This window comes from Pseudomonas sp. CFBP 13602 (assembly GCF_014842725.1).
GTDB lineage: Bacteria > Pseudomonadota > Gammaproteobacteria > Pseudomonadales > Pseudomonadaceae > Aquipseudomonas > Aquipseudomonas baltica.
On record NZ_JACYVT010000002.1, the window covers coordinates 98,813 to 121,709 of the forward strand.

A 22,897-nucleotide genomic window follows, 5' to 3' on the forward strand; every position below is an offset into this window, starting at 1 on the left:
CACGTTGCTCAAGGAGCGCCCTGATTGACCGCACCGCCGTCGCTGCTCGCCTTGTACAGGCGTCTGTTCAAACCTGAATGCAACGCCCAGCCCTGCGCCAACACTGGCCACGCCGGTGGCGCACTGCGCGCCTGGTTCGACGAGCGCGCCCGGCAGGCGGGCTATACGCTGGGCGCCGATCAGGCGCGGGTCATCGACAGCATGGCCGAGCGCATGCCCGCGTTGCTGCAGGGCACGCCGGCGAGGGGTCTGTACCTGTATGGGGCCGTGGGGCGCGGCAAGAGCTGGCTGCTCGACGGCCTGTTCCGCGCCGCCCCTGTGGATGAGAAACGCCGCCTGCATTTCCATGATTTCTTCGCCAAGCTGCATCAGGGCATGTTCCATCACGGCCAGGCCGATGATCCGCTGGCCAGCACCCTGGACGAACTGCTCGATAACTGCCGCCTGCTGTGTTTCGACGAATTCCACGTGCACGACATCGGCGACGCCATGCTGATCACGCGCTTGTTCAAGGCGATGTTCGACCGCGGCATCCTCCTGGTAGTGACCTCCAATTACCCGCCGGAAGGCCTGCTGCCCAATCCGCTCTATCACGAGCGCTTTTTGCCCGTCATCGAACTGATCAATGCGCGCATGCAGGTGCTCGAAGTCGGCGGCGCCACCGACTACCGCAGCCTGGCCCAGTCAGGTGCACAGCAGTGTTTCACCCGCGGTCACTACGTATGGCCGGGCACGCCGGCACAGCGTGCGCTGCTGCAATTGCCGCCCGCCGACCTGGCACCGCTGGCGTTCACCGTCGGCCACCGCGAGCTGCGTGCCCGCCTGATCACGGGCGAGCGTATTCATTTCAACTTCGCCGACCTGTGCGAGGAGCCGACCGCTGTCATTGATTACCTGGCTCTGTGCAGGCGCTTCCAGCACTGGAGCATCGACCATCTGCCGATGCTGGACGAGTGTTCGACCGCGGTTCAGCAGCGCTTCATCAACCTCATCGACGTGCTGTACGACCAGGACAAGACGCTGACACTGGTCAGCGAGCGGCCCCTGGCAGAGAGCCTGGCAGGGTCGGTCATCGACCTGATGCGCACACGCAGTCGATTGGGGCAACTGATCATGCTGGGCGAGCCACCGCGCCGGTAGCTCGTCCTCACCTAGCGCGCAGCGAGCACCTGGGCGATTTCCTCCAGTATCGCCGGGTCATCGATGGTGGAAGGTGCGACGAACACCTCCTGCGCAGCGATCTTGCGCAGCACCGCCCGCAGGATCTTCCCCGAACGCGTCTTGGGCAGGCGCTTGACCACCAGCACCCGCTGCAGGCATGCCAGCGCCCCGATGGATTCGCGTACCTGCGCGACCAACTGTGCCTGCAGCACGGACGGACTCACCGCGCTGCCGTCCTTGAGCACCACCAGCGCCAGCGGCACCTCGCCCTTGATCTCATCGCTGACGCCGATGACGGCGCATTCCGCCACGTCGGCATGCCGGGCCACCAGGTCTTCCATTTCACCGGTCGACAGCCGATGGCCCGAGACGTTGATGACATCGTCGGTGCGCCCCATGATGTGGACATAGCCGTCGGCATCCAGATAGCCACCGTCGCCGGTGTGGTAATAGCCGGGGTAGCGCTCCAGGTAGCTTTGCAGGTAGCGCGGGTGATCGCCCCACAAGGTCTGGCTGCAACCGGGAGGCAACGGCAGCGCGATGACGATGGCGCCTTGCTCGTCGGGCGCCATCAGCTCGCCTTGCTCATCCAGTACCTGAACGTGATAGCCCGGCACCGCTCGGTTGCTCGAGCCCACCCGCACGGCCGAGCCTTCCAGGCCCATGCACGGTGCGGTCACAGGCCACCCCGTCTCGGTCTGCCACCAGTGATCGTGAACCGGCTTGCCGGTTTGCGCTTCGAGCCAGCGATGGGTGCTGGAGTCGAGCTTCTCGCCGGCCAGGAACAGCTGCCGCAGCGAACTCAGGTCGTAACCGCGCAGCAGCAACCCCTCGGGGTCTTCCTTGCGGATGGCACGCATTGCAGTGGGCGCGCAGAACAGCGCGTTGACGCCATACTGCTCGACCACGCGCCAATAGCTGCCGGCATCCGGCGTACGAATGGGCTTGCCCTCGTAGAGCACGCTGGTACAGCCGCACATCAGCGGCCCGTAGACGATCAGCGAGTGGCCAACCACCCAACCGACATCGGAAATTCCCCACCAGACATCGCCTGCGCGCATGCCGTAGATGGCGCCCATGGCGAAGGTCAGGGCCACCGCGTTACCACCGGTTTCGCGCACGATGCCCTTGGGTTTGCCGGTGGTGCCGGAGGTGTACATCACGTACAGCGGATCGCCGCTGGCCATGTCCACGGCCGCCGCGGGCGCAGCGTCGGCCAACTGTGCCTGCCAGTCCAGGTCGCGGCCCTCCTGCAGTGTCGCCAAAGCCTGCGGACGTTGCAGCACCAGCACCTGTTCGGGAGCATGGCGAGCCAGGCCCATGGCCTTGTCCACCAGCGGCTTGTAGGCAATCACCCGGTCGAATTCCACACCGCACGAGGCGGTGAGCAGCAATTTGGGCCGGCAGTCGTCGATGCGCAGCGCCAGTTCATTGGCAGCGAAGCCGCCGAACACCACCGAGTGCACTGCGCCGATCCGCGCGCAGGCCAGCATCGCCATGGCGGCCTCGGGCACCATCGGCATGTAGATCACTACGCCATCGCCCTTGGCCACCCCCAGGCCGGTGAGCACGCCTGCCAGCCGCGCCACCTGGTCGAGCAGCTGCTGATAGGTGAAGCGTTGCTGTACGCCGGTCACCGGCGAGTCGTAGATCAGCGCAGTCTGTGCGCCGCGACCCAGCGCCACTTGCCGGTCCAGGCACAGATAGCTGGTGTTGAGACGGCCATCGGCAAACCAGCGATGGGTGCCGTCGGGCTGTACGTCGAGCACCTGCTGCGGCGGGTGCGACCAGGCGACTGCGCGGGCCTGTTCTGCCCAGAAACCGGCAGGGTCGGAAATGGAGCGTTCGTACGCTTGCTCATAGTTCATCGGTAGCCAACCCTGGATTGTTGTTATTGAAGGGCGAGCGTTGAGTATGGCTGGGGTTGGCCGGGCTGCCAGCCGATCAAGGTCGAACGTCGAACGTGGCGTGGCGCGCACGAACCGCTATGATGGCCACCGCGATTTCCTTGATGACGGTTGTCCCATGAATACCCTCGAGCTGCTCGAAGCCGGCCATTTGGCTGGCGCCACCCGCCTGGACCTGGCCTGCGGCCTGACCGAATTTCCCCAGGCCATCTTCACCCTGGCCGACAGCCTGGAGGTGCTCAACCTCAGCGGCAACGCCCTGACCCGGCTGCCCGATGACCTGCACCGGCTGCACAAGCTCAAGGTGCTGTTCTGCTCGGACAATCCATTCACCGAGTTGCCTGCCTGCATCGGCCGCTGCCCGCAGTTGAGCATGGTCGGCTTCAAGGCCAACCGCATCGAACACGTACCTGCGCAGGCGTTGCCGCCACAGCTGCGCTGGCTGATTCTCACCGACAACCGCATCGAGCGTTTGCCCGACGCGCTGGGTGACTGCCTGCACCTGCAGAAACTGATGCTCTCGGGCAACCGTCTGCAAGCCTTGCCCGAGCGCCTGGCACGGCTGGAAAACCTCGAGCTGCTGCGCCTGTCGGCAAACCGCCTGCCGGCCCTGCCCGACTGGCTGCTGCGCCTGCCACGGCTGGCCTGGCTGGCGTATGCCGGGAACCCCATGAGCGAAGCCTTCACCACACCCCACAGCGAGGGCACACGCGGGCACATCGCCTGGAGCGACCTGCGCCTGGACGAGCGTCTGGGCGAAGGGGCTTCGGGCATCATCTATCGTGCACACCTGGAAAGCGGGCAGCCGGTGGCGGTAAAGCTGTACAAGGGCGCGATGACCAGCGATGGCTCGCCGGTCAACGAGATGAACGCCTGCATGGCTGCGGGCGAACATCCGCAGTTGATCGAGGTGCTGGGACGCTTGAGCGGGCATCCCGACGGTACTGCGGGGCTGGTCATGGCGCTGATCGATCAGTCGTTCGCCAACCTGGCGGGTCCGCCCAGCCTGGCTTCTTGCACGCGCGACATCTACTCGGCCGATTTCGCCATTGATCGCGATGCCCTGTTGCGCTTGCTGTGGGGTATGGCCGAAGTCGGCGCCCATCTGCATGCGCGCGGGATCAACCATGGGGACTTCTACGCCCACAACGTGCTGTGGCAGGAAAATGGCGAGTGCCTGTTCGGCGATTTCGGCGGCGCCTCGTTCTACCCCGGCGACGATAGCGAGGTATCGCAAGCGCTGGAGCGGATCGAGGTTCGCGCCTTCGGTTTGCTGCTCGAGGAGCTGCTGACGCGCTGCACTGAAACCGACGACGGCTTGTGGGCCTTGCAACGCGAGTGCGTCCAGCCCCAGGTGCTGGCCCGCCCCAGCTTCGCGCAAGTCACCCAGCGCCTGGGTACCTGACGATCAGACGCCAGATCCCCTGTAGCAGCGGCGCAAGCCGCGTCAACGGCCGCCGTAATCTACCTGACGCACCGCGTTGAACCCGGACGCGGCTCGCGCCGCTGCTACAGGGGTGGTGTCGGCCGCGTCCTTGCGATCTGCCTGGCCTATAGCGGTAAAGACGGTTACCGATCAGCCGGCGAGGCCGACGTAGACGTTTTGCACGTCGTCGTTGCCGTCGATGGCGTCGAGGAAGTCTTCCACTTCGGCCAGCTGTGCCGCGTCATCCAGAGTCACCGGGTTTTTCGGCACGTAGCCGATCTTCGCCGACACAACGGTGAAACCCTGCCCCGGCAGCGCCTTGCACACCGCGTCCAGATCGGTGGTTTCGGTCAGGAACAGGAACGCGCCCTCGTCGCCCTCCTCGACCTCCTGCGCACCGGCCTCGATGGCCGCTTCCTCGGCATCGACGTCGGCCGAATCAGGCGTTGCTTCGATCATGCCGTAGTGATGGAAATCCCAAGAGACCGAACCCTCGGCGCCCAGGGTGCCCTTGCGAAACAGCACGCGAATCTGCGAAACGGTGCGGTTGACGTTGTCGGTCAGGCACTCGACGATGACCGGCACCTGGTGCGGGGCAAAGCCTTCGTACTTGACCAATGTGTAGTTGACCGCGTCGTCGCCTACGCCTGCGCCCTTCTTGATGGCACGCTCCAGCGTCTCGCGGGTCATCGAGGCCTTCTTGGCCTGTTCGATCACCAACCGCAGGCGGGCGTTGGTGTCCGGATCGGTACCGGAACGCGCCGCGATCGAAATTTCCTTGGACAGCTTGCCGAAGATCCGCCCCTTGGCGTTGGCTGCTGCTTCGCGATGTTTAGCTTTCCACTGTGCGCCCATTTACCCGCTCTCTTGTTCGCTCGACCCATGCGCAGGCGACTGCAGCCCGCGCGTTGCGGCGCAGTTTACCTGCCCATCGCAAGCGCATCGACCAAAATTCTCCGGGCGCAACATCAACCCACGCGGGCCACCCACTTGCCGAAGCCGTCGATGAAACCCTGCAGGAACGGCCGGCTCTTCTCCACCACCTGACCGTTCTCGTCGAACAGCCCACCTGCGTGACCCAGGTACGCTTCGGGCTGCTGCATCATTGCCACGTCGAGGAAGACCATGCACTGGCGCAGATGCTGGTTGGCGCCAAAGCCGCCTACCGCACCGGGCGAGACGCTGATGACCGCGCCCGGCTTGCCAGTGAAGTGGCTTTGGCCGTAAGGGCGCGAGCCCACGTCGATCGCGTTTTTCAACGGTGCGGGCACCGAGCGGTTGTACTCGGGGGTGACGAACAGCACCGCATCGGCTTCGCCCAACGCCTGGCGAAAGGTGGTATAAGCAGCGGGTGGGGTGACATCGATGTCTTCGTTGTAGAGCGGCAAATCGCCGATTTCCACGATTTTCAACGTCAGGTTGTCAGGTGCCATGGCCTGCAGCGCCAGAGCCACCTTGCGGTTGATCGACTCTTTTCTGAGGCTGCCGACCAGTACCGCAACCGGATAGACCTTGCTCATGCCTGTACCCCTGTGATGAATGAACCGAGGGCTAGTTATAGATGACTTGGCCCGGTTTGTCCGCCATCGGTCAGGCGCTCGCACTATTTTTTCTCGCTGGCAAAACTACCTGAATAAACAGGGGTCTACAGTGCCAGCGAGATACACGCAAAATTCTTCAGAGGTTGGAACTAAAATGGCGGTAGTCCTGGTTGGGCAATTTCATGCACGCGATGCGGAAGGTCGTATCTATCCGGTGCATGAGTTTCAGGAGTCGACCCCGGCGGTCGAAGGCAGTGCGCCGACCCGTACCTACAAGCTGGCCATCGGCGATCGAGTCAACCACTTGGGCGACGACCGTTTCCAACTGGTACAGAGCGGCGTGGAAATCATCCGAATCCCTTGACAGTCCGTGCACCCATTCACGCTGACACGCCCCCCGCGTTGTTAGCCGGCAGGGAACGCGCATGAGACTGCGCCATATCGAAATCATCCAGGCGCTCTGCCAGACCGGCGAACTCAAGAGCGCTGCGCAAATGCTCGACCTTCCCGTGCAGACCCTCGAACAGAACTTGCAGGACGCCGAGCGAAAGCTGGGCTTCCTGCTGTTTGCGCGGGCCCGTGGGAGGTTCCAGCCGACCCCGGAAACCCTGCGCATGCAGGCTGCCATCGCCAACGTGCAAACTCAGGCGGACCGCCTGCAACGCCTGGCCGACAGCCTGCGCGAGCATCAGGATCCCGGACTGCACGTGGTGTGCACAGCGTCCCTGGCCCACCAGTTGCTGCCGCAGAGCATCGCTGCCCTGCGCCGACGCTTTCGTGAAACCCCGTGCACGCTGGGTGTGCAGAATACCGATGCCATGGTGCGCAGCCTGTTGCTGCAGCAGACCGACGTCGGCCTGAGCCTGCACAGTCCCAAGCACGCGTCCATTACCAGCCAGGTGCTGGCCGAAGGCAAACTGCAGTTGCTCGCCCCTCAAGGCTGGCTCTCCCCCAAGCATCGCTACATCGCACTGCATGAACTGGCGGGACAGGCGATGATCGGTCTGGAGGGGGAAGACCCGCTGAGCCTGGTGCTGGAACACAAGCTTCAAGCGCTGAATCCGCCCCCGCGTATCCAGACTCGCGTGCAGACCTACCAGATGATGCGCAGCATGGTCGAGGCCGGCGAAGGGCTGGCCATCGTCGATCCTTTTACCGCAGCGGGTGCGCGTGCCCAGGGGCTGGATACGTGCCCGCTGTCGCCTGCCGTGCCGGTCACCCTCTACGCCCTCACGCGCAGTGAGGCATCGGTTTGCGCGGCGGCAAAGACCCTGCTCGAAATCATTGCGCACAACGCGCAGGCGTTGCTCTCACCCGTCCGCGAATAACGTGTACCAGAACAGCGCCGTTTCGTGGCTGGCCGCATCGATGGCCTGGTAGCGCAAGTAGTCGATCCCACCCAGCCTGAAACCACAGCGTTCGTACAGCCGGCACGCTGGCAGGTTGTTGTTCTGGGTTTCCAGCATGATGCCTGGCAAACCCTGCTTGATTGCCCAGAAACGCACCACATCGAGCAGCGCCTTGGCCACGCCCTGCCCGCGCGCCAACGCATCGACGGCCAGCTCGTCGACATAGGCGAGGTTGTTCCAGTGCCGGCTGACCACCACATGACCGACTGCCCGCTCGCCGAGCCACGCCACGAAGATGGCACCGCCGGCATTGGGTTGGCGATAGCGGGCGAACTCGGCAGGGTCTATGCCGTAGTCCTTGTGATAGACACGCACCGTCCTGAGCGGCCATTGGGCGACTGGCTGGTTGAACACGGGGGACACATAGCCACAGACCTGGGCACTGAAATCGGCGCCCAGCACGTAGTCGTCGAAACGCTCATCGGCCAGGCGAATGCACGGCTGGCTATCGGTCAAACCACTGGCCGGGCCGTTCGCAGGCGACACAGCGGGCTACGCGCCCAACTGCGTCCAGAGCGCATCGGCCCCGGCAGCTTTGGCGATGACCTGCAGGCGTGCCAGGTGCTCGTCGAGCTCGGCCTGGCTGGCGCGGATGATCGCCGTGGGCCGGCGATCCGCCGGCAGTCGGCGGATCTCGCTGCCCTGCTTGCCGCCGCCATCGCCATCGCTGGCGTTGCCTGCCAGCGAGAGGCTGGTCTGGCCACCGGTCATGGCCAGGTAGACGTCCGCAAGAATCTCGGAGTCGAGCAACGCGCCGTGCAGCTCACGCCCGGAGTTGTCGATGCCATAGCGCTTGCACAGCGCATCGAGGCTGTTGCGTTGCCCCGGATGGCGCTCGCGGGCCATCGCCAGGCTGTCGATCACCGTGCAGTACTCGGCAATGTTTGCCCGCTCGGGCATGCCGGCGATCTTGAATTCGTTGTTCAGGAAGCCCACGTCGAAGGTCGCGTTGTGCGCGATGATCTGCGCGCCCTGGATGAACTCGTAGAGTTCGTCGGCGACCTCGGCGAAACGCGGCTTGCCCACCAGAAACTCGTCGGTGATGCCGTGGACACCAATGGCGCCCTCGTCACTGGGCCGGTCCGGCTGTACATAGACGTGAAAATTGCGCCCGGTCAAACGCCGCCCCATCAGTTCGACGCAGCCGATCTCGATCACCCTATGGCCATCGGTGACCGGCATACCGGTGGTTTCGGTGTCGAATACTACGGAACGAACGGCCATGGGCAGAAAACTCTCGAGCAGGGTGAGCGAAGATCAAGGTGGAGCGATGGGCTGCAGGCCCGAAGGGCATGAACGGCAACCGGTGAAACTCTAGCACAGCGCAGCAGGGGCTCCTATCCGGTTGCCTGACGACCGGGCCGCCTACGCCTGACGCATGCCACGCACTTCATCGACCCCACGGTTGGCCAGGTCGTCGGCGCGCTCGTTGCCCGCATGGCCGTTGTGGCCGCGTACCCACTGCCATTTGACCTGATGGCGATTGACCTGCTCGTCGAGCTGCTGCCAGAGGTCGGCATTCTTCACCGGCTGCTTGGCGGCGGTTTTCCAGCCGCGCTTTTTCCAGTTGACCATCCACTCGTTGATGCCTTTCATCACGTACTCGGAGTCGGTCACCAGCAGCACGTCGCAGCCGCGCTTGAGTTCCTGCAGCCCGCGAATGGCTGCGGTCAGCTCCATGCGGTTGTTGGTGGTGGTGCTTTCGCCGCCCCACAACTCCTTCTCCACGCCCTTGCACACCAGCAATGCCCCCCAGCCGCCGGGGCCAGGATTGCCCTTGCAGGCGCCGTCGGTGAAGATTTCCACAGTGTCACTCATCAGGCTTTTCCATCGATGTTCGAATTGTCTCGGTTGACCTTGGCCATCGGCAGCGGCAGCAACTTGCCCATTGGCTCGCGGCGTTGCTGCACCAATGGCCGCAGACCTACCACCATCTTGCGCGCAACCAATATATAGAAGCCCCCACCGCCACTCTGCCACTTGCCGGCGACGCGTTCGAGGCCGGCCAGGCGCGCCTGCCAGCGGGGCGAGGCAAGCGGCGGACGATAACACCCGAACCGGCGTTTCTCCAGCCCGAAGCCCAGCAGGTTCAGCCAGTCGGCCACCCGCGAAGCGGAGAAGCAGCGCGCCTTGTGCAGCCCGTCCTTGGCGAACACCCGGCGCGCGCCCCAGGCGCTCCACGGGTTGATGCCGACGATCAGCAGGTGCCCACCCGGCCGCACCGCGCTGGCCGCTTCGCGCAGCAGGCCGTGGGGCGAGAGGCTGAAATCCAGCCCGTGCTGCAGCACCACGACGTCCGCGGCATGTTCGCCCAGCGGCCAGGCCTGCTCTTCGCACACGATCTCGACGCCTGGAAAGGGCGCACCCATGCGCACGTTGCGGTGGATTTGCCCGGCCACCGGTGGTGGCTCGGCGCTGGGGCCGTAATGCACCAGATAGCCGCCGAAGAAGCGCGCCAGCTCTTCTTCGAGCAAGCGCTGTTCTTCGCGCAGCAGCAACTGGCCGTGCGGCCCGGCGAACCATTCGCGGGCCTGGCCGATCAGGGCCAGCCACTGTGGGTCGGCCTGGGCAAAGGCGGTATCGGTCATGACGATCTCCCACACTGAGGTTCACCTAATGCCGACGGGGCACTAAGATGGACCATTAATCGAAATCAAGCGAACCGAGCCATGATACAGATTCACGCGCTGAACGCTTTCTCCGACAACTACATCTGGTTGTTACAAGACACTGCGGCGCGCCAGTGCGCGGTCGTCGATCCGGGCGACGCCGAGCCGGTCGAGCGGTGGCTCGACGCCCATCCCGACATGCGCCTGACCGATATCCTCGTCACCCATCATCACAACGATCACGTCGGCGGCGTTCAGGCGCTCAAGCGGCGCACCGGCGCGCAGGTCAGCGGGCCGGCACAGGAATCGATCCCGGCGCGCGACCGCGCCCTGGGCGAGGGTGACAGCCTGGACGTACTCGGCCTGCACCTGCAGGTCCATGACGTGCCGGGGCATACCGCGGGGCACATCGCCTTCTACCACCTGAGCGACACGCAGCCGCTGCTGTTCCCCGGCGATACCCTGTTCGCCGCCGGATGCGGGCGGTTGTTCGAAGGCACTGCGCAGCAGATGCACGCGTCGCTGTCGCGCCTGGCCGGGCTGCCCGATGACACCCTGGTCTACAGCGCCCATGAATACACCCTGAGCAACCTGAAATTCGCCAGCGCGGTAGAACCTGGCAATCCGGACATCGCCGAGCGTCTGGAAGAGGTCACTGCGCTGCGCCAGCGCAATGCGATCACCCTGCCCACCTCGATCGGCCTGGAAAAGCGCACGAACCCGTTTCTGCGGGCTGCTGAAACATCCGTTAAACAAAAAGCAGACGAACGGGCCGGAACCTCTCACAGCACGGCGCAGGCGGTGTTCGCAACCTTGCGTAGTTGGAAAGATAAGTTCTGAAGGGCACTGATTTGTGTCGGAAATTTCTCAAAGGTTGACCGACCTTCGGTCACTTTCTAGAATCGCCCGACATTTTCGCGCGGAACTATCCTCCAGCCAATGTCGTCATCCATACGTAAAACCATCAAGTCCGACGCATTGACGCGACTGGCCCAGGCGATCGCGGTCACGCTGTGCGCCGGCCTGGCCGGCTGCCAGAGCACCGCCAGCGTGTCCTCGGGCGCCGCCCCGGACGCCCGCCCTCACGCCCTGACCGCACACGTGCGGCCCAAGCCGATTTTCGTCAACCAGAGCCAGCCGAAGAAAGCCCCACAGGACGTGTGGGAGCGTATTCGCGACGGTTTCCAGCTGCAGGACAGCATTGCCATGAACCCGCGCGTCGAGCAGCAGCGCCTGTGGTTCGTCAGCAACCCATCGTTCCTGGAAAGTGCCAGCGGTCGTGGCAGCCTGTACATGCACTACATCGTCGAGCGCCTGGAAGAACGCGACATGCCCCTCGAGCTGGCGCTGCTGCCGGTCATCGAAAGCGCCTTCAACCCGATGGCCTATTCGCGCTCCGATGCCTCCGGGCTGTGGCAGTTCATCCCGTCCACCGGTCGCTACTTCAACCTGCGCCAGACCAACTTCTACGACGGTCGTCGCGATGTCACCGCCTCCACGGGTGCGGCGCTGGACTACCTGAGCAAGCTGCACGAGATGTTCAACGGCGACTGGCTGCTGGCCCTGGCGGCCTACAACGCCGGCGAAGGCACGGTCAGCCGCGCCATGGAGCGCAACGAAAAGCTCGGCCTGCCTACTGACTACTGGAACCTGCCATTGCCGCAGGAGACCCGTGACTACGTGCCCAAGCTGCTCGCCCTGGCCGAACTGGTGCAATCGCCCCAAGCCTACGGCGTAAATCTGAACCCGATCGCCAACCAACCGTACTTCGACGTGGTGGAGGTCAACCAGCGCGTCGACCTGTCCCGCGTCGCGGCGCTGGCCGGCATCGACGAAGACGAGATGTTCCAGCTCAATCCGGCATTCAAGAAGCGCGTCACCATGGAGCCGACCCAGCACCTGCTGGTGCCCACGGCCAAGGCGCAGTTGCTGACCGCCAGCCTGTCGAACATGAAGCCCGAAGAACTGCTGACCCTGGCACCTGCCCAGCGCGTCTTCGACGAAGTGGCGGTGGTGCAGCCCAGCCGGCCCAAGTCGTACACCGTGCGCCGCGGCGACAACCTGGCGTCCATCGCCAAGGCCAACAAGGTCGATACCCGCGACCTGCAGCGCTGGAACCGCCTGACCGGCAAGAACCTCAAGGCCGGCCAGACCCTGGTCATGCAGGCCGAAACCCCGGCCAAGGGCCGCCTGGCGGCCAGGGCTGGCTCGGCTGCCAGCGATGCGCAGAAGACCACCACCTACAAGGTGCGCAAGGGCGACTCGCTGTACCTGGTCGCCAAGCGCTTCAACGTCGAGATGCAGCATCTCAAGCGCTGGAATCCGCGCAGCGGCCACGCGCTCAAGCCTGGCCAGACCCTTACGGTCTACCTCAACCGCCGCTGAGTGCGCGCTGACCTGGAACGCTCCCCCTGAGGAGCGTTGCAGCGCCAGCTTAACGCCATCACCACTCTTCTTCCTGCTGAGACAAACTGTTACTGTAAGCGCAACAAAGTCATTGCCGACCGGTTCGGATTCATGAATTGATGCGTCTCCTTCCCTTCCGCCTGCTGGCCTGCCTGCTGGGCCTTGCGTTGAGCGCCTGCGCCAACGCGACGATCATCCAAAGCCACGGCTATGCGCAATTCGGAACGCTCAAATACCCGGCACGCTTCAGCCACTTCGATTGGGTCAACGGCGATGCGCCCAAGGGTGGCACGTTGCGGACGATGGCCTTCGGTACGTTCGACACGCTCAACCCCTATACCTTCAAGGGCACCAGCCCGGTCCAGACCGCGAACTTCCTGCAGTACGGCATCAACGAGCTGAACGAGCCGTTGATGGTAGGTACCGGCCAGTACGCGCCTTCGGGGGATGAGCCCAGCTCCAGTTATGGTCTCATCGCCCAGTCGGTGGAATACAACGAAAGCCGTAGCTGGGTGGTGTTCAATCTCAGGCCGCAGGCGCGGTTCAACGACGGCCACCCGATCACCAGCGCCGATGTGGCGTTCTCATACCGTACCTTGCTGACCCAGGGCCATCCGATGTACCGCACCAACCTGCAGGAAGTGCTGCGGGTCGATGTGCTGAGCCCGACTCGCATCCGCTTCGTGTTCAAGCGCTCGGGCAATCCGCTGCTGATCCTGCGCCTGGGCGAACTGCCGATCCTGCCCAAGCATTACTGGCAAGGTCGGGACTTCCAGGCGACCACTTTCGAGGCGCCGGTGACCAGCGGCCCCTATCGCATCAAGCAGGTGGTACCGGGCAGAAGGCTGGTGCTGGAACGGGATCGGAACTGGTGGGGCAAGGATCTGCCGGTGAATCGCGGCAAGTACAATTTCGATCGCATGGAGGTCGAGTTCTACCGCGACAGCGACGTGGCCTTCGAAGCGTTCAAGGCCGGCGAGTTCGACATCTACATCGAGCACCAGGCGAAGAACTGGACCAACGGCTATGACTTTCCCGCGGTGCGTCGCGGCGATGTGATCAAGGCGCAGATTCCCCACAAGATCCCGACGCAGACCCAGGGCCTGTTCTTCAATACTCGCCGCCCGGCCTACAGCGACCCCCGCGTGCGCCAAGCACTGGGGCTGTTGCTGGATTTCGAATGGACCAACCGCGCGCTGTTCAGCGGCGCCTATCGGCGCTCCGAGAGCTATTACCCCAACAGCGAATTCGCCGCCACTGGCCTGCCCAGCGGCAAGGAACGCCTGCTGCTGTCGGCGTACAAAAACGCACTGAGCCCGGCCCTCTTTCTGGAAGCGCCGAGCATGCCCGGTACCGACGGCAACGGCATTCCTCGAGCCACCTTGCGCCAGGCCCTGAAGCTGCTTGGGGATGCCGGCTGGACGCTGCAGGGCGACCGTCTGCGCAATGCCGCAGGCCAGCCGTTGCGCCTGGAAATCCTGCTGGTCAATTCCAATCTGGAGCGCATCCTGGGGCCCTATGTCGCCAACCTGGCCAGTATCGGCGTGCAGGCCAACCTGCGCAGCGTCGATCGCGCGCAATACAAACAACGCCTGGACCAGTTCGATTTCGACATGATCTCGCTGACCCTGCCGCAGACCCTGAGCCCGGGCCTGGAGCAATGGCAGTACTTTCACTCCAGCCAAGCCACCGTGCGCGGCAGCAAGAACTATGCGGGCATTGCCAACCCGGTGGTCGATCGCCTGCTGGAGCAACTGCTCGGCGCCCAGAACCGTGACGACCAGGTAGCCGCCGCCAGGGCACTGGACCGCGTGCTGCTGTCGCAGCACTACATGGTGGCCAACTGGTACCTGGACTACCACCGCCTGGCGTACCGCAGCCGGTTGGCATTCGTCACTACACCGCCGTACACCCTGGGCCTGAGCGCCTGGTGGGTCAAGCCTACGGAGAAGAGTCAATGATGCCATTACCTGCTTTGGCCAGAGCCCTCGGCGCATGCGCGCTGAGCCTTGCGGCCAGCCTGGCACAGGCCGCGCCCCAACATGCCCTCACCCTGTACGACGAAGCACCGAAATACCCGGCCGGCTTCCAGCACTACGACTACGTCAACCCCGACGCGCCAAAGGGCGGCACCTTTCGCCAGAAAGGCGTGGGTAGCTTCGACAGCCTCAATCCCTTCATCAGCAAGGGCGTGCCTGCCGACGACATGGACCTTAACTACGATACCCTGGCGCGGCAAAGCCTGGACGAGCCGTTTACCGAGTATGGCCTGGTCGCCGGGCGCATCGAGAAAGCCCCGGACAACAGTTGGGTGCGCTTCTACCTGCGCCCCGAAGCGCGTTTCCACGATGGCCGGCCGATGCACGCCGAAGACGTCGTGTTCAGTTTCCAGACCCTGATCCAGAGCGGCTCGCCGCTGTATCGCAGCTACTACGCCGACGTCGCCGAAGTGGTCGCCGAAGACCCGCAACGGGTGCTGTTCAAGTTCAAGCACAGCAACAATCGCGAGCTGCCACTGATCCTCGGTCAACTACCGGTACTGCCCAAGCACTTCTGGGAAGGCCGCGATTTCACCAAGGGCAGCCTGGACATTCCGCTGGGCAGCGGGCCCTACAGGGTGGCAGAGGTCAAGGCCGGTCGCTCGATACGTTACGAGCGGGTCAAGGACTATTGGGCACGCGACCTGCCGATGAACCGCGGCATGTTCAACTTCGACGTGCTCGACATCCAGTACTACCGCGACAGCACCGTGGCCCTGGAAGCCATGAAGGCCGGACAGTTCGACTACTGGCTCGAAAGCAGCGCGAAGAACTGGGCGACCGCCTACGACATTCCTGCAGTCCGCGAAAAGCGCCTGATCCGCGAAGAAATACCCAACGGCAACCCGACCGGCATGCAGGGCTTCGTGTTCAACCTGCGCAAGCCGCTGTTCCAGGACGTGCGCGTGCGCGAAGCCCTGGCCCTGGTGTTCGATTTCGAGTGGACCAACAAGCAGCTGTTCAACGGCGCCTACACGCGCACCGACAGCTTTTTCGAGAACTCCGACATGGCGGCCTCGGGCCTGCCAAGCCCCGCCGAACTGAAGATTCTCGAACCGCTGCGCGGGCAGATTCCCGAACAAGTCTTCGATACACCGTTCAACAACCCGGTCACCGACGCCAGCGGCATGCTGCGCGAGCAGCAGCGTCGCGCCTACAAACTGCTGCAGGAAGCGGGTTGGCGCATCGTCGACGACAAGATGGTCGATGCCCGGGGCACACCGGTGAAGATCGAGTTCCTGCTGACCCAGGCCGATTTCGACCGGGTGCTGCTGCCGTACAAGCGCAACCTCGCCGACCTGGGTATCGAACTGGTGATCCGACGGGTCGACGTCTCCCAGTACATCACCCGCATTCGTTCGCGCGACTTCGACATGATGGTCGGCAGTTTCTCCCAGTCCACCTCGCCCGGCAACGAGCAGCGCGAGTTCTGGGCCAGCTCCAGCGCCGACAAGCCTGGCAGCCGCAACTACATCGGGCTCAGGGACCCGGCCATCGACAGCCTGGTGGAGAGCCTGATCAATGCCACCTCGCGCCAGGACCTGGTCGATCACGCCCGAGCGCTGGACCGCGTCCTGCTCTGGGGCCACTACGTGGTCCCCAACTGGCACATCAAGACCTGGCGCGTGGCGTACTGGAACCACATCGGCCACCCGGCCATCACGCCACGCTACGACGTGGGCCTGCAGACCTGGTGGAGCAAGCCCCACGCCACGCCGGCGGTTACCCCCACGCCTTCCGAGACGCCCTGACATGCTGGCCTATACCCTGCGCCGACTGCTGCTCATCATTCCTACCCTGCTGGGCATCCTGATCATCAACTTCGCCATCATCCAGGCCGCGCCTGGCGGGCCGGTGGAACAGATGATCGCCAAGCTCGAAGGCTTCGACGGCGCCACCAGCCGCATCGCCGGCGGTGGTGCCGAAGTGGCGGTCGCCGGTTCCAGCTACCGCGGCGCGCAGGGCCTGGACCCGGCGCTGGTGAAGGAAATCGAGAAGATGTACGGCTTCGACAAGCCAGCCCCCGAGCGCCTTTGGATCATGATCAAGAACTATGCGCAGCTGGATTTCGGTACCAGCTTCTTCCGCGATGCCAAGGTCATCGACCTGATCGTGGAAAAGATGCCGGTGTCGATCTCGCTGGGCCTGTGGAGCACCCTGATCATGTACCTGGTGTCGATTCCCCTGGGCATCGCCAAGGCCACCCGCCACGGCAGCCATTTCGACGTCTGGACCAGCTCGGCGATCATCATCGGCTATGCCATTCCCGCCTTCCTGTTCGCCATCCTGCTGATCGTGGTATTCGCCGGCGGCAGCTACCTGGACTGGTTCCCGCTGCGCGGCCTGACGTCCAACAATTTCGAGGAGCTGAGCTGGAGCGGCAAGGTGCTGGACTACTTCTGGCACCTGGTGCTGCCCGTCGGCGCCCTGGTGATCGGCCACTTCGCCACCATGACGCTGCTGACCAAGAACAGTTTCCTCGACGAAATCGGCAAGCAATACGTGGTCACCGCCAAGGCCAAGGGGCTGAGCAATCGCCGCGTGCTGTACGGCCACGTGTTCCGCAATGCCATGCTGCTGGTGATCGCCGGCTTCCCCTCGGCCTTCATCGGCATCTTTTTCACCGGGTCCCTGCTGGTCGAAGTGATCTTCTCCCTCGACGGCCTGGGGCTGATGAGCTTCGAGGCGGCGATCAACCGCGATTACCCGGTGGTGTTCGGCACCCTGTTCATCTTTACCTTGCTGGGGCTGGTGGTGAAATTGATCGGCGACCTTACCTACACCCTGGTCGATCCACGCATCGACTTCGGCCATCGGGAGCACTGAGATGAACCTGTCTCCCCTCAATCGGCGGCGCTTCGAACGGTTCAAGGCCAACAAGCGCGGCTGGTGGTCGCTGTGGCTGTTCCTGGTGCTGTTCGGCCTGAGCCTGGGCGCCGAACTGATCGCCAACGACAAGCCCCTGGCGGTGCGCTACGACGGCGAGTGGTATTTCCCTGCCTTCAAGCGCTACCCGGAAACGACGTTCGGCGGCGAATTCCCCCTCGAAGCCAACTACAAAAGTCCCTACCTGCGCGAACTGCTGGCGGCCAAGGACAGCTGGACGCTCTGGGCGCCGATCCCGTTCAGCTACCAGAGCATTAACTACGACCTCAGGGTACCGGCACCGGCGCCGCCTTCCGCGCAGAACTGGCTGGGCACCGACGACCAGGGGCGCGACGTGCTGGCGCGGGTCATCTATGGCTTCCGCATCTCGGTCCTGTTCGCCCTGACGCTGACCATCGCCAGTTCGATCATCGGAGTCATCGCCGGTGCGCTGCAGGGCTTCTATGGCGGCTGGGTGGACCTGGCAGGCCAGCGTTTCCTGGAGATCTGGTCCGGCCTGCCGGTGCTGTACCTGCTGATCATCCTGGCCAGCTTCGTGCAACCCAATTTCTGGTGGCTGCTGGGCATCATGCTGCTGTTTTCCTGGATGAGCCTGGTGGACGTGGTGCGCGCCGAATTCCTGCGTGGCCGCAACCTGGAATACGTGCGCGCAGCCCGCGCGCTGGGCATGCAGAACGGCGCGATCATGTTCCGCCACATCCTCCCCAACGCCATGGTCTCGACCATGACCTTCATGCCGTTCATCCTGACGGGCGCGATCGGCACCCTGACCGCCCTGGATTTTCTCGGCTTCGGCCTGCCTGCCGGTTCGCCATCGCTGGGTGAGCTGGTCGCCCAGGGCAAGTCCAACCTGCAGGCGCCCTGGCTGGGCATCAGTGCTTTCACCGTGCTGGCGCTGATGCTCAGCCTGCTGGTGTTCATTGGCGAATCGGCCCGTGACGCCTTCGACCCGAGGAAATGACATGAGCCAGGACAATCTGATCGAGGTCCGCGACCTGGCCGTCGAGTTCGTCGCCGGGGAAAGTCGGCAACGCGTGGTCGAACACATCAGCTTCGATATCCGCCGTGGCGAAACCCTCGCGCTGGTGGGTGAAAGCGGCTCGGGCAAGTCGGTGACTGCGCACTCCATCCTGCGCCTGCTGCCCTACCCGCTCGCCCAGCACCCCAGCGGCACCATCGTCTACAACGGCCGCGACCTGCTCACGCTCCCGGAAAAGCAGCTCAGGCACATCCGTGGCAACCGTATCGCGATGATCTTCCAGGAGCCGATGAGTTCGCTCAATCCGCTGCACAACATCGGCAAGCAGATCGGTGAAGTGCTGGCCCTGCACAAAGGGCTCACCGGGGCTGCCGCTGCCCGGCGCACCCTGGAATTGCTCGAGCTGGTCGGCATCGGCGAGCCGCACAAGCGCCTCAAGGCGTTGCCGCACGAATTGTCCGGCGGCCAGCGTCAGCGGGTGATGATCGCCATGGCCCTGGCCAATGAGCCTGAACTGCTGATTGCCGACGAGCCCACCACCGCACTCGATGTCACCGTGCAACTGAAGATTCTCGAACTGCTCAAAGACCTGCAGGCGCGGCTGGGCATGGCGTTGCTGCTGATCAGCCATGACCTCAACCTGGTGAAGCGAATTGCACACCGGGTATGTGTCATGCAGCGCGGTCGCATCGTCGAACAGGCTGGCTGTGAAGAATTGTTTCGAGCGCCGCAGCATCCGTACACCCAGGTTCTGCTGGGTGCCGAACCCAGTGGCGAGCCGGCGGCCACCGCGGTCGGCGAGCCGATACTGGCGGTCGACGCCTTGCGCGTGTGGTTCCCGATCAAGAAGGGATTGCTGGGCCGTACCGTGGATCACGTCAAGGCCGTCGATGGCATCCAGTTCACCCTGCCCCGTGGGCAGACCCTTGGTATCGTTGGCGAAAGCGGCTCGGGCAAGTCCACGCTGGGCCTGGCGATCATGCGCTTGATCGCCAGCCGTGGCTCGATCCAGTTCCAGGGCACCGCGCTGGACGGCTTGGCCCAGCAGCAGGTACGACCGCTGCGCAAGCAGATGCAGGTGGTCTTCCAGGACCCGTTCGGCAGCCTCAGCCCACGCATGAGCGTGAGCCAGATCGTCGGCGAAGGCCTGCGAATACACAAGATCGGCAACGAAGCCGAGCAGGAACAGGCTATCATTGCCGCGCTCGAGGAGGTTGGGCTGGACCCGCAGACCCGCCATCGTTACCCTCACGAGTTCTCCGGCGGGCAACGGCAACGTATCGCCATTGCCCGGGCCTTGGTTTTGAAACCGGCGTTGATCCTGCTGGACGAGCCCACATCGGCGCTCGACCGCACCGTTCAACGCCAGGTAGTGGAGCTGTTGCGTTCACTGCAACTGAAATACAACCTGACCTATTTGTTTATCAGCCACGATCTGGCGGTAGTCAAAGCCTTGAGCCACCAACTGATGGTGATCCGGCACGGTCAGGTCGTCGAACAAGGGGCGGCGCGGGCTATCTTTGCCGCGCCGCAGCACCCTTATACACAGCAGCTGTTGGAAGCAGCCTTCTTGGCCCCAACGGCTGTCGATTAACCTGAAGAGGAACAACACATGGGTTTTCTCGCCGGTAAGCGCGTCCTGATCGTCGGTGTCGCCAGCAAACTGTCCATCGCATCCGGCATCGCTGCCGCCATGCATCGCGAGGGTGCTGAACTTGCCTTCACCTACCAGAACGAAAAGCTCAAGGGCCGCGTCGAAGAATTCGCCGCCGGCTGGGGCTCGAGCGCCGATCTGTGCTTCCCTTGCGACGTGGCCAGCGATGCTGAGATCGCCTCGGTCTTCGAAGCCCTGAGCAAGAAGTGGGACGGCCTGGACGTCATCGTTCACTCCGTCGGTTTCGCCCCCGGCGACCAGCTCGATGGCGACTTCACCCAAGCCACCACCCGCGAAGGCTTCCGCATCGCCCACGACATCAGCGCCTACAGCTTCGTAGCCCTGGCCAAGGCCGGTCGCGACATGATGAAAGGCCGCAATGGCAGCCTGCTGACCCTGTCGTACCTGGGCGCCGAGCGCACCATGCCCAACTACAACGTCATGGGCATGGCCAAGGCTTCGCTGGAAGCCGGCGTGCGTTACCTGGCCGGTTCTCTGGGCCCGGAAGGCACTCGCGTCAACGCCGTATCGGCGGGTCCGATCCGTACCCTGGCAGCGTCGGGCATCAAGAACTTCCGCAAGATGCTCTCGGCCAACCAGGCGCAGACCCCGCTGCGCCGCAACGTCACCATCGACGAAGTCGGCAACGCCGGCGCGTTCCTGTGCTCCGACCTGGCGTCGGGCATCAGTGGCGAAATCATGTACGTGGACGGCGGCTTCAACACCACCGCCATGGGTGATATCGAAGAGTAAGTCGTCAGGCTGCACTCGATCGAAGAAAACGCCGCTCACCTCGAGCGGCGTTTTTTTACCTGAGATTCAGAAATCTCCGTAGGAGCGGTCATCGGCCGCGAAAGGGCGCCGCCGATGCCTGGACAAACAAAAGGCCGCATACGCGGCCTTTTGTTCAAACATCCATCACCTCAATACTTGGTGATGTCCGCCTTGGTTTCCAGCAACTTGCGGTACGCGGCAAAATCCTGCTGCCCCATGCGCGACGCCAGGAACCGGCGATACTGGGTCTTCTCTTCATCACTGGGCGCAGCAGCCTCGTTCACGCCGTCCAGGCGGAGAATCACGAAGCTGCCGTCCTTGAGCGACACACTGGTAAACTCGGGCTTCTCCTTGGCCTGCGGCTTGGGCATGCGGAACAGCGCCTGCAGCTCGGCCGGCTCGATGCCGTCCTGACCGCGGGTGACCGCCTCCAGCACTTTCCACGACTGCCCGTCCTGGCGGGCAGCCAACGGCACCTTGCCGTCACGCAGACCGGCCAGCAACGCTTCGCCCTTGGCCTTCACCTGGGCTGCAGCGTGCTGCTTGGCCAACTCGGTACGGATCGGCCCGGATACGGCTTCCAGCGGCAGCTGCGCAGGCTTGCGATGCTCCTTCACACGCACCACGACCATGGTTTCCGGATCCAGCTCGAGCGCAGCGCTGTTGGAACCCTCTTCCAGCACTTCGGGGCTGAACGCAGCCTGGACCACCGCGCGACTGGCCGTGACGCCCTGGCTGCCGCCGTCCCTGCCGAATGGCTCGGAGGTCTGCACCTTGAGGCCCAGTTCCTGGGCGGGCTGACCGAGGTCGGAGGCTTCGAACGCCGAGTCTTCCAACTGCTTGGTGGCGGTGACGAAGCGCTGTTCCACTTCCTGGGTCTTGAGGTCGCTGGTGAGCTTGGCCTTGAGGCTGGCAAAGGTCGGTACGTCCGGCGCCTGCACGTCTTCGAGCTTGATCAGGTGCCAGCCGAAATCGGTGCGCACCGGCGCCGACACCTGGCCCTTGCTCAAGGCATTGAGCGCCGTTTCGAACGCCGGGTCGTACACGCCATTGCCGGCGAAGCCGAGATCGCCGCCATTGTTGGCCGAGCCTGGGTCCTGTGAGACTTCCTTGGCCAGCTTGGCGAAGTCCTCGCCCTTGTCCAGGCGCGCCTGTACTTCCTCGATCCTGGCCTTGGCCTGCGCGTCATCGAGCTTGTCGTTGACTTCGATCAGGATGTGCGCGGCACGGCGCTGCTCGGACAGGTTGGCGATCTCTTTCTGGTAGGCGTCCTGGAGATCCTCGTCCTTCACGTTGATCTGGTCGAAGAACGAAGACTTCTTCAATTCGACATAGTCGATGACCACCTGATCGGGACTCATGAACTCCTTGGCGTGCTCTTCGTAGTGCGCCTTGATCTCCTCGTCGGTGACCTTGGTCGCCGACGGGTCAGCCTTGAAGGTCAACGAAGCGAAATCGCGGGTCTGCTTCTCGAGACGGGCGAAAGCGGCAACCTGCTCGTCGGTCACGAAGCTGCTGCCTGCCAGGCCGGCGCGCAGCTGGCTGATGAGCATCTCTTCGGAGAGCATCTGGCGGAACTGCAAGCGGCCATAACCCATCTGGCGGATGACCTGGTCGAAACGTTCGGCGCTGAACTTGCCGTCAACCTGGAATTCCGGTGTCTGCAGCATGATCTGGTCGAGCGCGCCTTCGGAGAAGGCGAACTTGGCGTCATGTGCGCCTTGCAGCAGCAACTTGCGGTCGATCAGACCCTTGAGGGCCGCTTCGCGCAGCATCTTGTCGTCGAGCAGGGCCGGATCGAAATCCTTGCCCAGCTGTTGCATCAGCTGGCGACGTTGCATCTCGGTGGCCTGGCTTAGCTCGTTCAAGGTGATCTCGTCACCGTTGACCTTGGCAGCGTCCTGGCTATGGCTGGCGGCCTGGAAGATCGCGTCGAAACCGGTAAGCGCCATCAACACGATGATCAAACCGATGATGGTCTTGGCAATCCAGCCCTGGGAGTTATCCCTGATGTTCTGCAGCATGCATCCCCCGAAAACGGTCGTACAGATAGAGCGACCGCGGAGAGTAATAGGAATCCGGATAGAAGAAAGGCGCATCCGAGGA

Annotated in this window: 20 protein-coding genes; 12 read left to right on the forward strand and 8 right to left on the reverse strand. The window is 63.7% G+C overall.

Annotation, left to right across the window (positions count from 1 at the left end; all coding sequences use genetic code 11):
• Positions 1–42: 42 nt before the first annotated feature.
• Positions 43–1,140 carry a cell division protein ZapE gene (gene zapE, locus IFU31_RS03575; RefSeq protein WP_446731018.1) on the forward strand — a complete coding sequence of 366 codons (1,098 nt, stop codon included), beginning with the start codon at positions 43–45 and terminating at the stop codon, positions 1,138–1,140.
• An 11-nt stretch (positions 1,141–1,151) separates the two neighbouring features.
• Here zapE and IFU31_RS03580 read toward each other — a convergent pair whose 3' ends face one another.
• Entirely contained in the window at positions 1,152–3,029 is a 1,878-nt protein-coding gene (locus IFU31_RS03580) for a propionyl-CoA synthetase (RefSeq protein ID WP_192058165.1), read from the reverse strand.
• Positions 3,030–3,186: 157 nt separating this feature from the next.
• Between IFU31_RS03580 and IFU31_RS03585 the strand changes: the two genes are divergently transcribed.
• A complete protein-coding gene (locus tag IFU31_RS03585; RefSeq protein WP_192102315.1) occupies positions 3,187–4,473 on the forward strand; it encodes a leucine-rich repeat-containing protein kinase family protein in 1,287 nt (428 codons plus the stop codon).
• Between the two features lie 171 nt (positions 4,474–4,644).
• Here IFU31_RS03585 and IFU31_RS03590 read toward each other — a convergent pair whose 3' ends face one another.
• Positions 4,645–5,349, reverse strand: coding sequence for a YebC/PmpR family DNA-binding transcriptional regulator (locus tag IFU31_RS03590; RefSeq protein WP_122475984.1), 705 nt, complete (start codon positions 5,347–5,349; stop codon positions 4,645–4,647).
• Between the two features lie 113 nt (positions 5,350–5,462).
• The gene (locus tag IFU31_RS03595; RefSeq protein ID WP_192102316.1) at positions 5,463–6,014 is read right to left on the reverse strand and encodes an NADPH-dependent FMN reductase; all 552 of its coding nucleotides are present in this window, start codon (positions 6,012–6,014) and stop codon (positions 5,463–5,465) included.
• Between the two features lie 175 nt (positions 6,015–6,189).
• Between IFU31_RS03595 and IFU31_RS03600 the strand changes: the two genes are divergently transcribed.
• Positions 6,190–6,399 carry a hypothetical protein gene (locus IFU31_RS03600; RefSeq protein ID WP_122713739.1) on the forward strand — a complete coding sequence of 70 codons (210 nt, stop codon included), beginning with the start codon at positions 6,190–6,192 and terminating at the stop codon, positions 6,397–6,399.
• A gap of 61 nt (positions 6,400–6,460) precedes the next feature.
• Positions 6,461–7,363, forward strand: coding sequence for a LysR family transcriptional regulator (locus IFU31_RS03605; protein WP_192102317.1), 903 nt, complete (start codon positions 6,461–6,463; stop codon positions 7,361–7,363).
• Here IFU31_RS03605 and IFU31_RS03610 read toward each other — a convergent pair.
• From IFU31_RS03610 to IFU31_RS03625, 4 genes are all read right to left on the reverse strand, one after another.
• Positions 7,346–7,930 (reverse strand): GNAT family N-acetyltransferase, encoded by a 585-nt coding sequence (locus IFU31_RS03610; protein WP_342345280.1) that lies wholly within the window; start codon positions 7,928–7,930, stop codon positions 7,346–7,348. The genes IFU31_RS03605 and IFU31_RS03610 overlap by 18 nt on opposite strands.
• Positions 7,931–7,936: 6 nt before the next feature.
• On the reverse strand, positions 7,937–8,668 hold the full coding sequence (dnaQ, locus tag IFU31_RS03615) for a DNA polymerase III subunit epsilon (RefSeq protein WP_122713741.1): 732 nt from the start codon (positions 8,666–8,668) through the stop codon (positions 7,937–7,939).
• 141 nt (positions 8,669–8,809) lie between these two features.
• Positions 8,810–9,262: a ribonuclease HI gene (gene rnhA / locus IFU31_RS03620; RefSeq protein ID WP_122713742.1), complete on the reverse strand. Its 453-nt coding sequence runs from the start codon at positions 9,260–9,262 to the stop codon at positions 8,810–8,812.
• Complete coding sequence (locus IFU31_RS03625; RefSeq protein WP_122475993.1) at positions 9,262–10,032, reverse strand: class I SAM-dependent methyltransferase; 771 nt, start codon at positions 10,030–10,032, stop codon at positions 9,262–9,264. Before IFU31_RS03625 ends, rnhA begins: the two co-directional genes overlap by 1 nt.
• Before the next feature lie 81 nt (positions 10,033–10,113).
• On the opposite strand from IFU31_RS03625, the gene gloB reads away from it, so the two are divergent.
• From gloB to fabI, 8 genes are all read left to right on the forward strand, one after another.
• A complete protein-coding gene (gene gloB / locus IFU31_RS03630) occupies positions 10,114–10,893 on the forward strand; it encodes a hydroxyacylglutathione hydrolase (RefSeq protein WP_192102318.1) in 780 nt (259 codons plus the stop codon).
• Between the two features lie 99 nt (positions 10,894–10,992).
• On the forward strand, positions 10,993–12,438 hold the full coding sequence (locus tag IFU31_RS03635) for a lytic transglycosylase domain-containing protein (RefSeq protein WP_192102319.1): 1,446 nt from the start codon (positions 10,993–10,995) through the stop codon (positions 12,436–12,438).
• Between the two features lie 140 nt (positions 12,439–12,578).
• A complete protein-coding gene (locus IFU31_RS03640) occupies positions 12,579–14,420 on the forward strand; it encodes an extracellular solute-binding protein (RefSeq protein ID WP_192102320.1) in 1,842 nt (613 codons plus the stop codon).
• Entirely contained in the window at positions 14,417–16,249 is a 1,833-nt protein-coding gene (locus IFU31_RS03645; RefSeq protein WP_192102321.1) for an extracellular solute-binding protein, read from the forward strand. The genes IFU31_RS03640 and IFU31_RS03645 overlap by 4 nt, the downstream gene beginning before the upstream one ends.
• A 1-nt stretch (position 16,250) precedes the next feature.
• Positions 16,251–17,324, forward strand: coding sequence for a microcin C ABC transporter permease YejB (locus IFU31_RS03650; RefSeq protein ID WP_122476002.1), 1,074 nt, complete (start codon positions 16,251–16,253; stop codon positions 17,322–17,324).
• A 1-nt stretch (position 17,325) separates the two neighbouring features.
• Positions 17,326–18,345, forward strand: coding sequence for an ABC transporter permease (locus IFU31_RS03655; RefSeq protein WP_122476003.1), 1,020 nt, complete (start codon positions 17,326–17,328; stop codon positions 18,343–18,345).
• A gap of 1 nt (position 18,346) precedes the next feature.
• Positions 18,347–19,957, forward strand: a complete 1,611-nt coding sequence (locus IFU31_RS03660) for an ABC transporter ATP-binding protein (RefSeq protein WP_192102322.1) — start codon at positions 18,347–18,349, stop codon at positions 19,955–19,957.
• An 18-nt stretch (positions 19,958–19,975) separates the two neighbouring features.
• A complete protein-coding gene (gene fabI / locus IFU31_RS03665) occupies positions 19,976–20,770 on the forward strand; it encodes an enoyl-ACP reductase FabI (RefSeq protein WP_122476006.1) in 795 nt (264 codons plus the stop codon).
• Between the two features lie 170 nt (positions 20,771–20,940).
• Here the strand turns inward: fabI and IFU31_RS03670 are convergent, their stop codons facing one another.
• The gene (locus tag IFU31_RS03670; protein WP_192102323.1) at positions 20,941–22,815 is read right to left on the reverse strand and encodes a SurA N-terminal domain-containing protein; all 1,875 of its coding nucleotides are present in this window, start codon (positions 22,813–22,815) and stop codon (positions 20,941–20,943) included.
• Positions 22,816–22,897 lie beyond the last annotated feature (82 nt).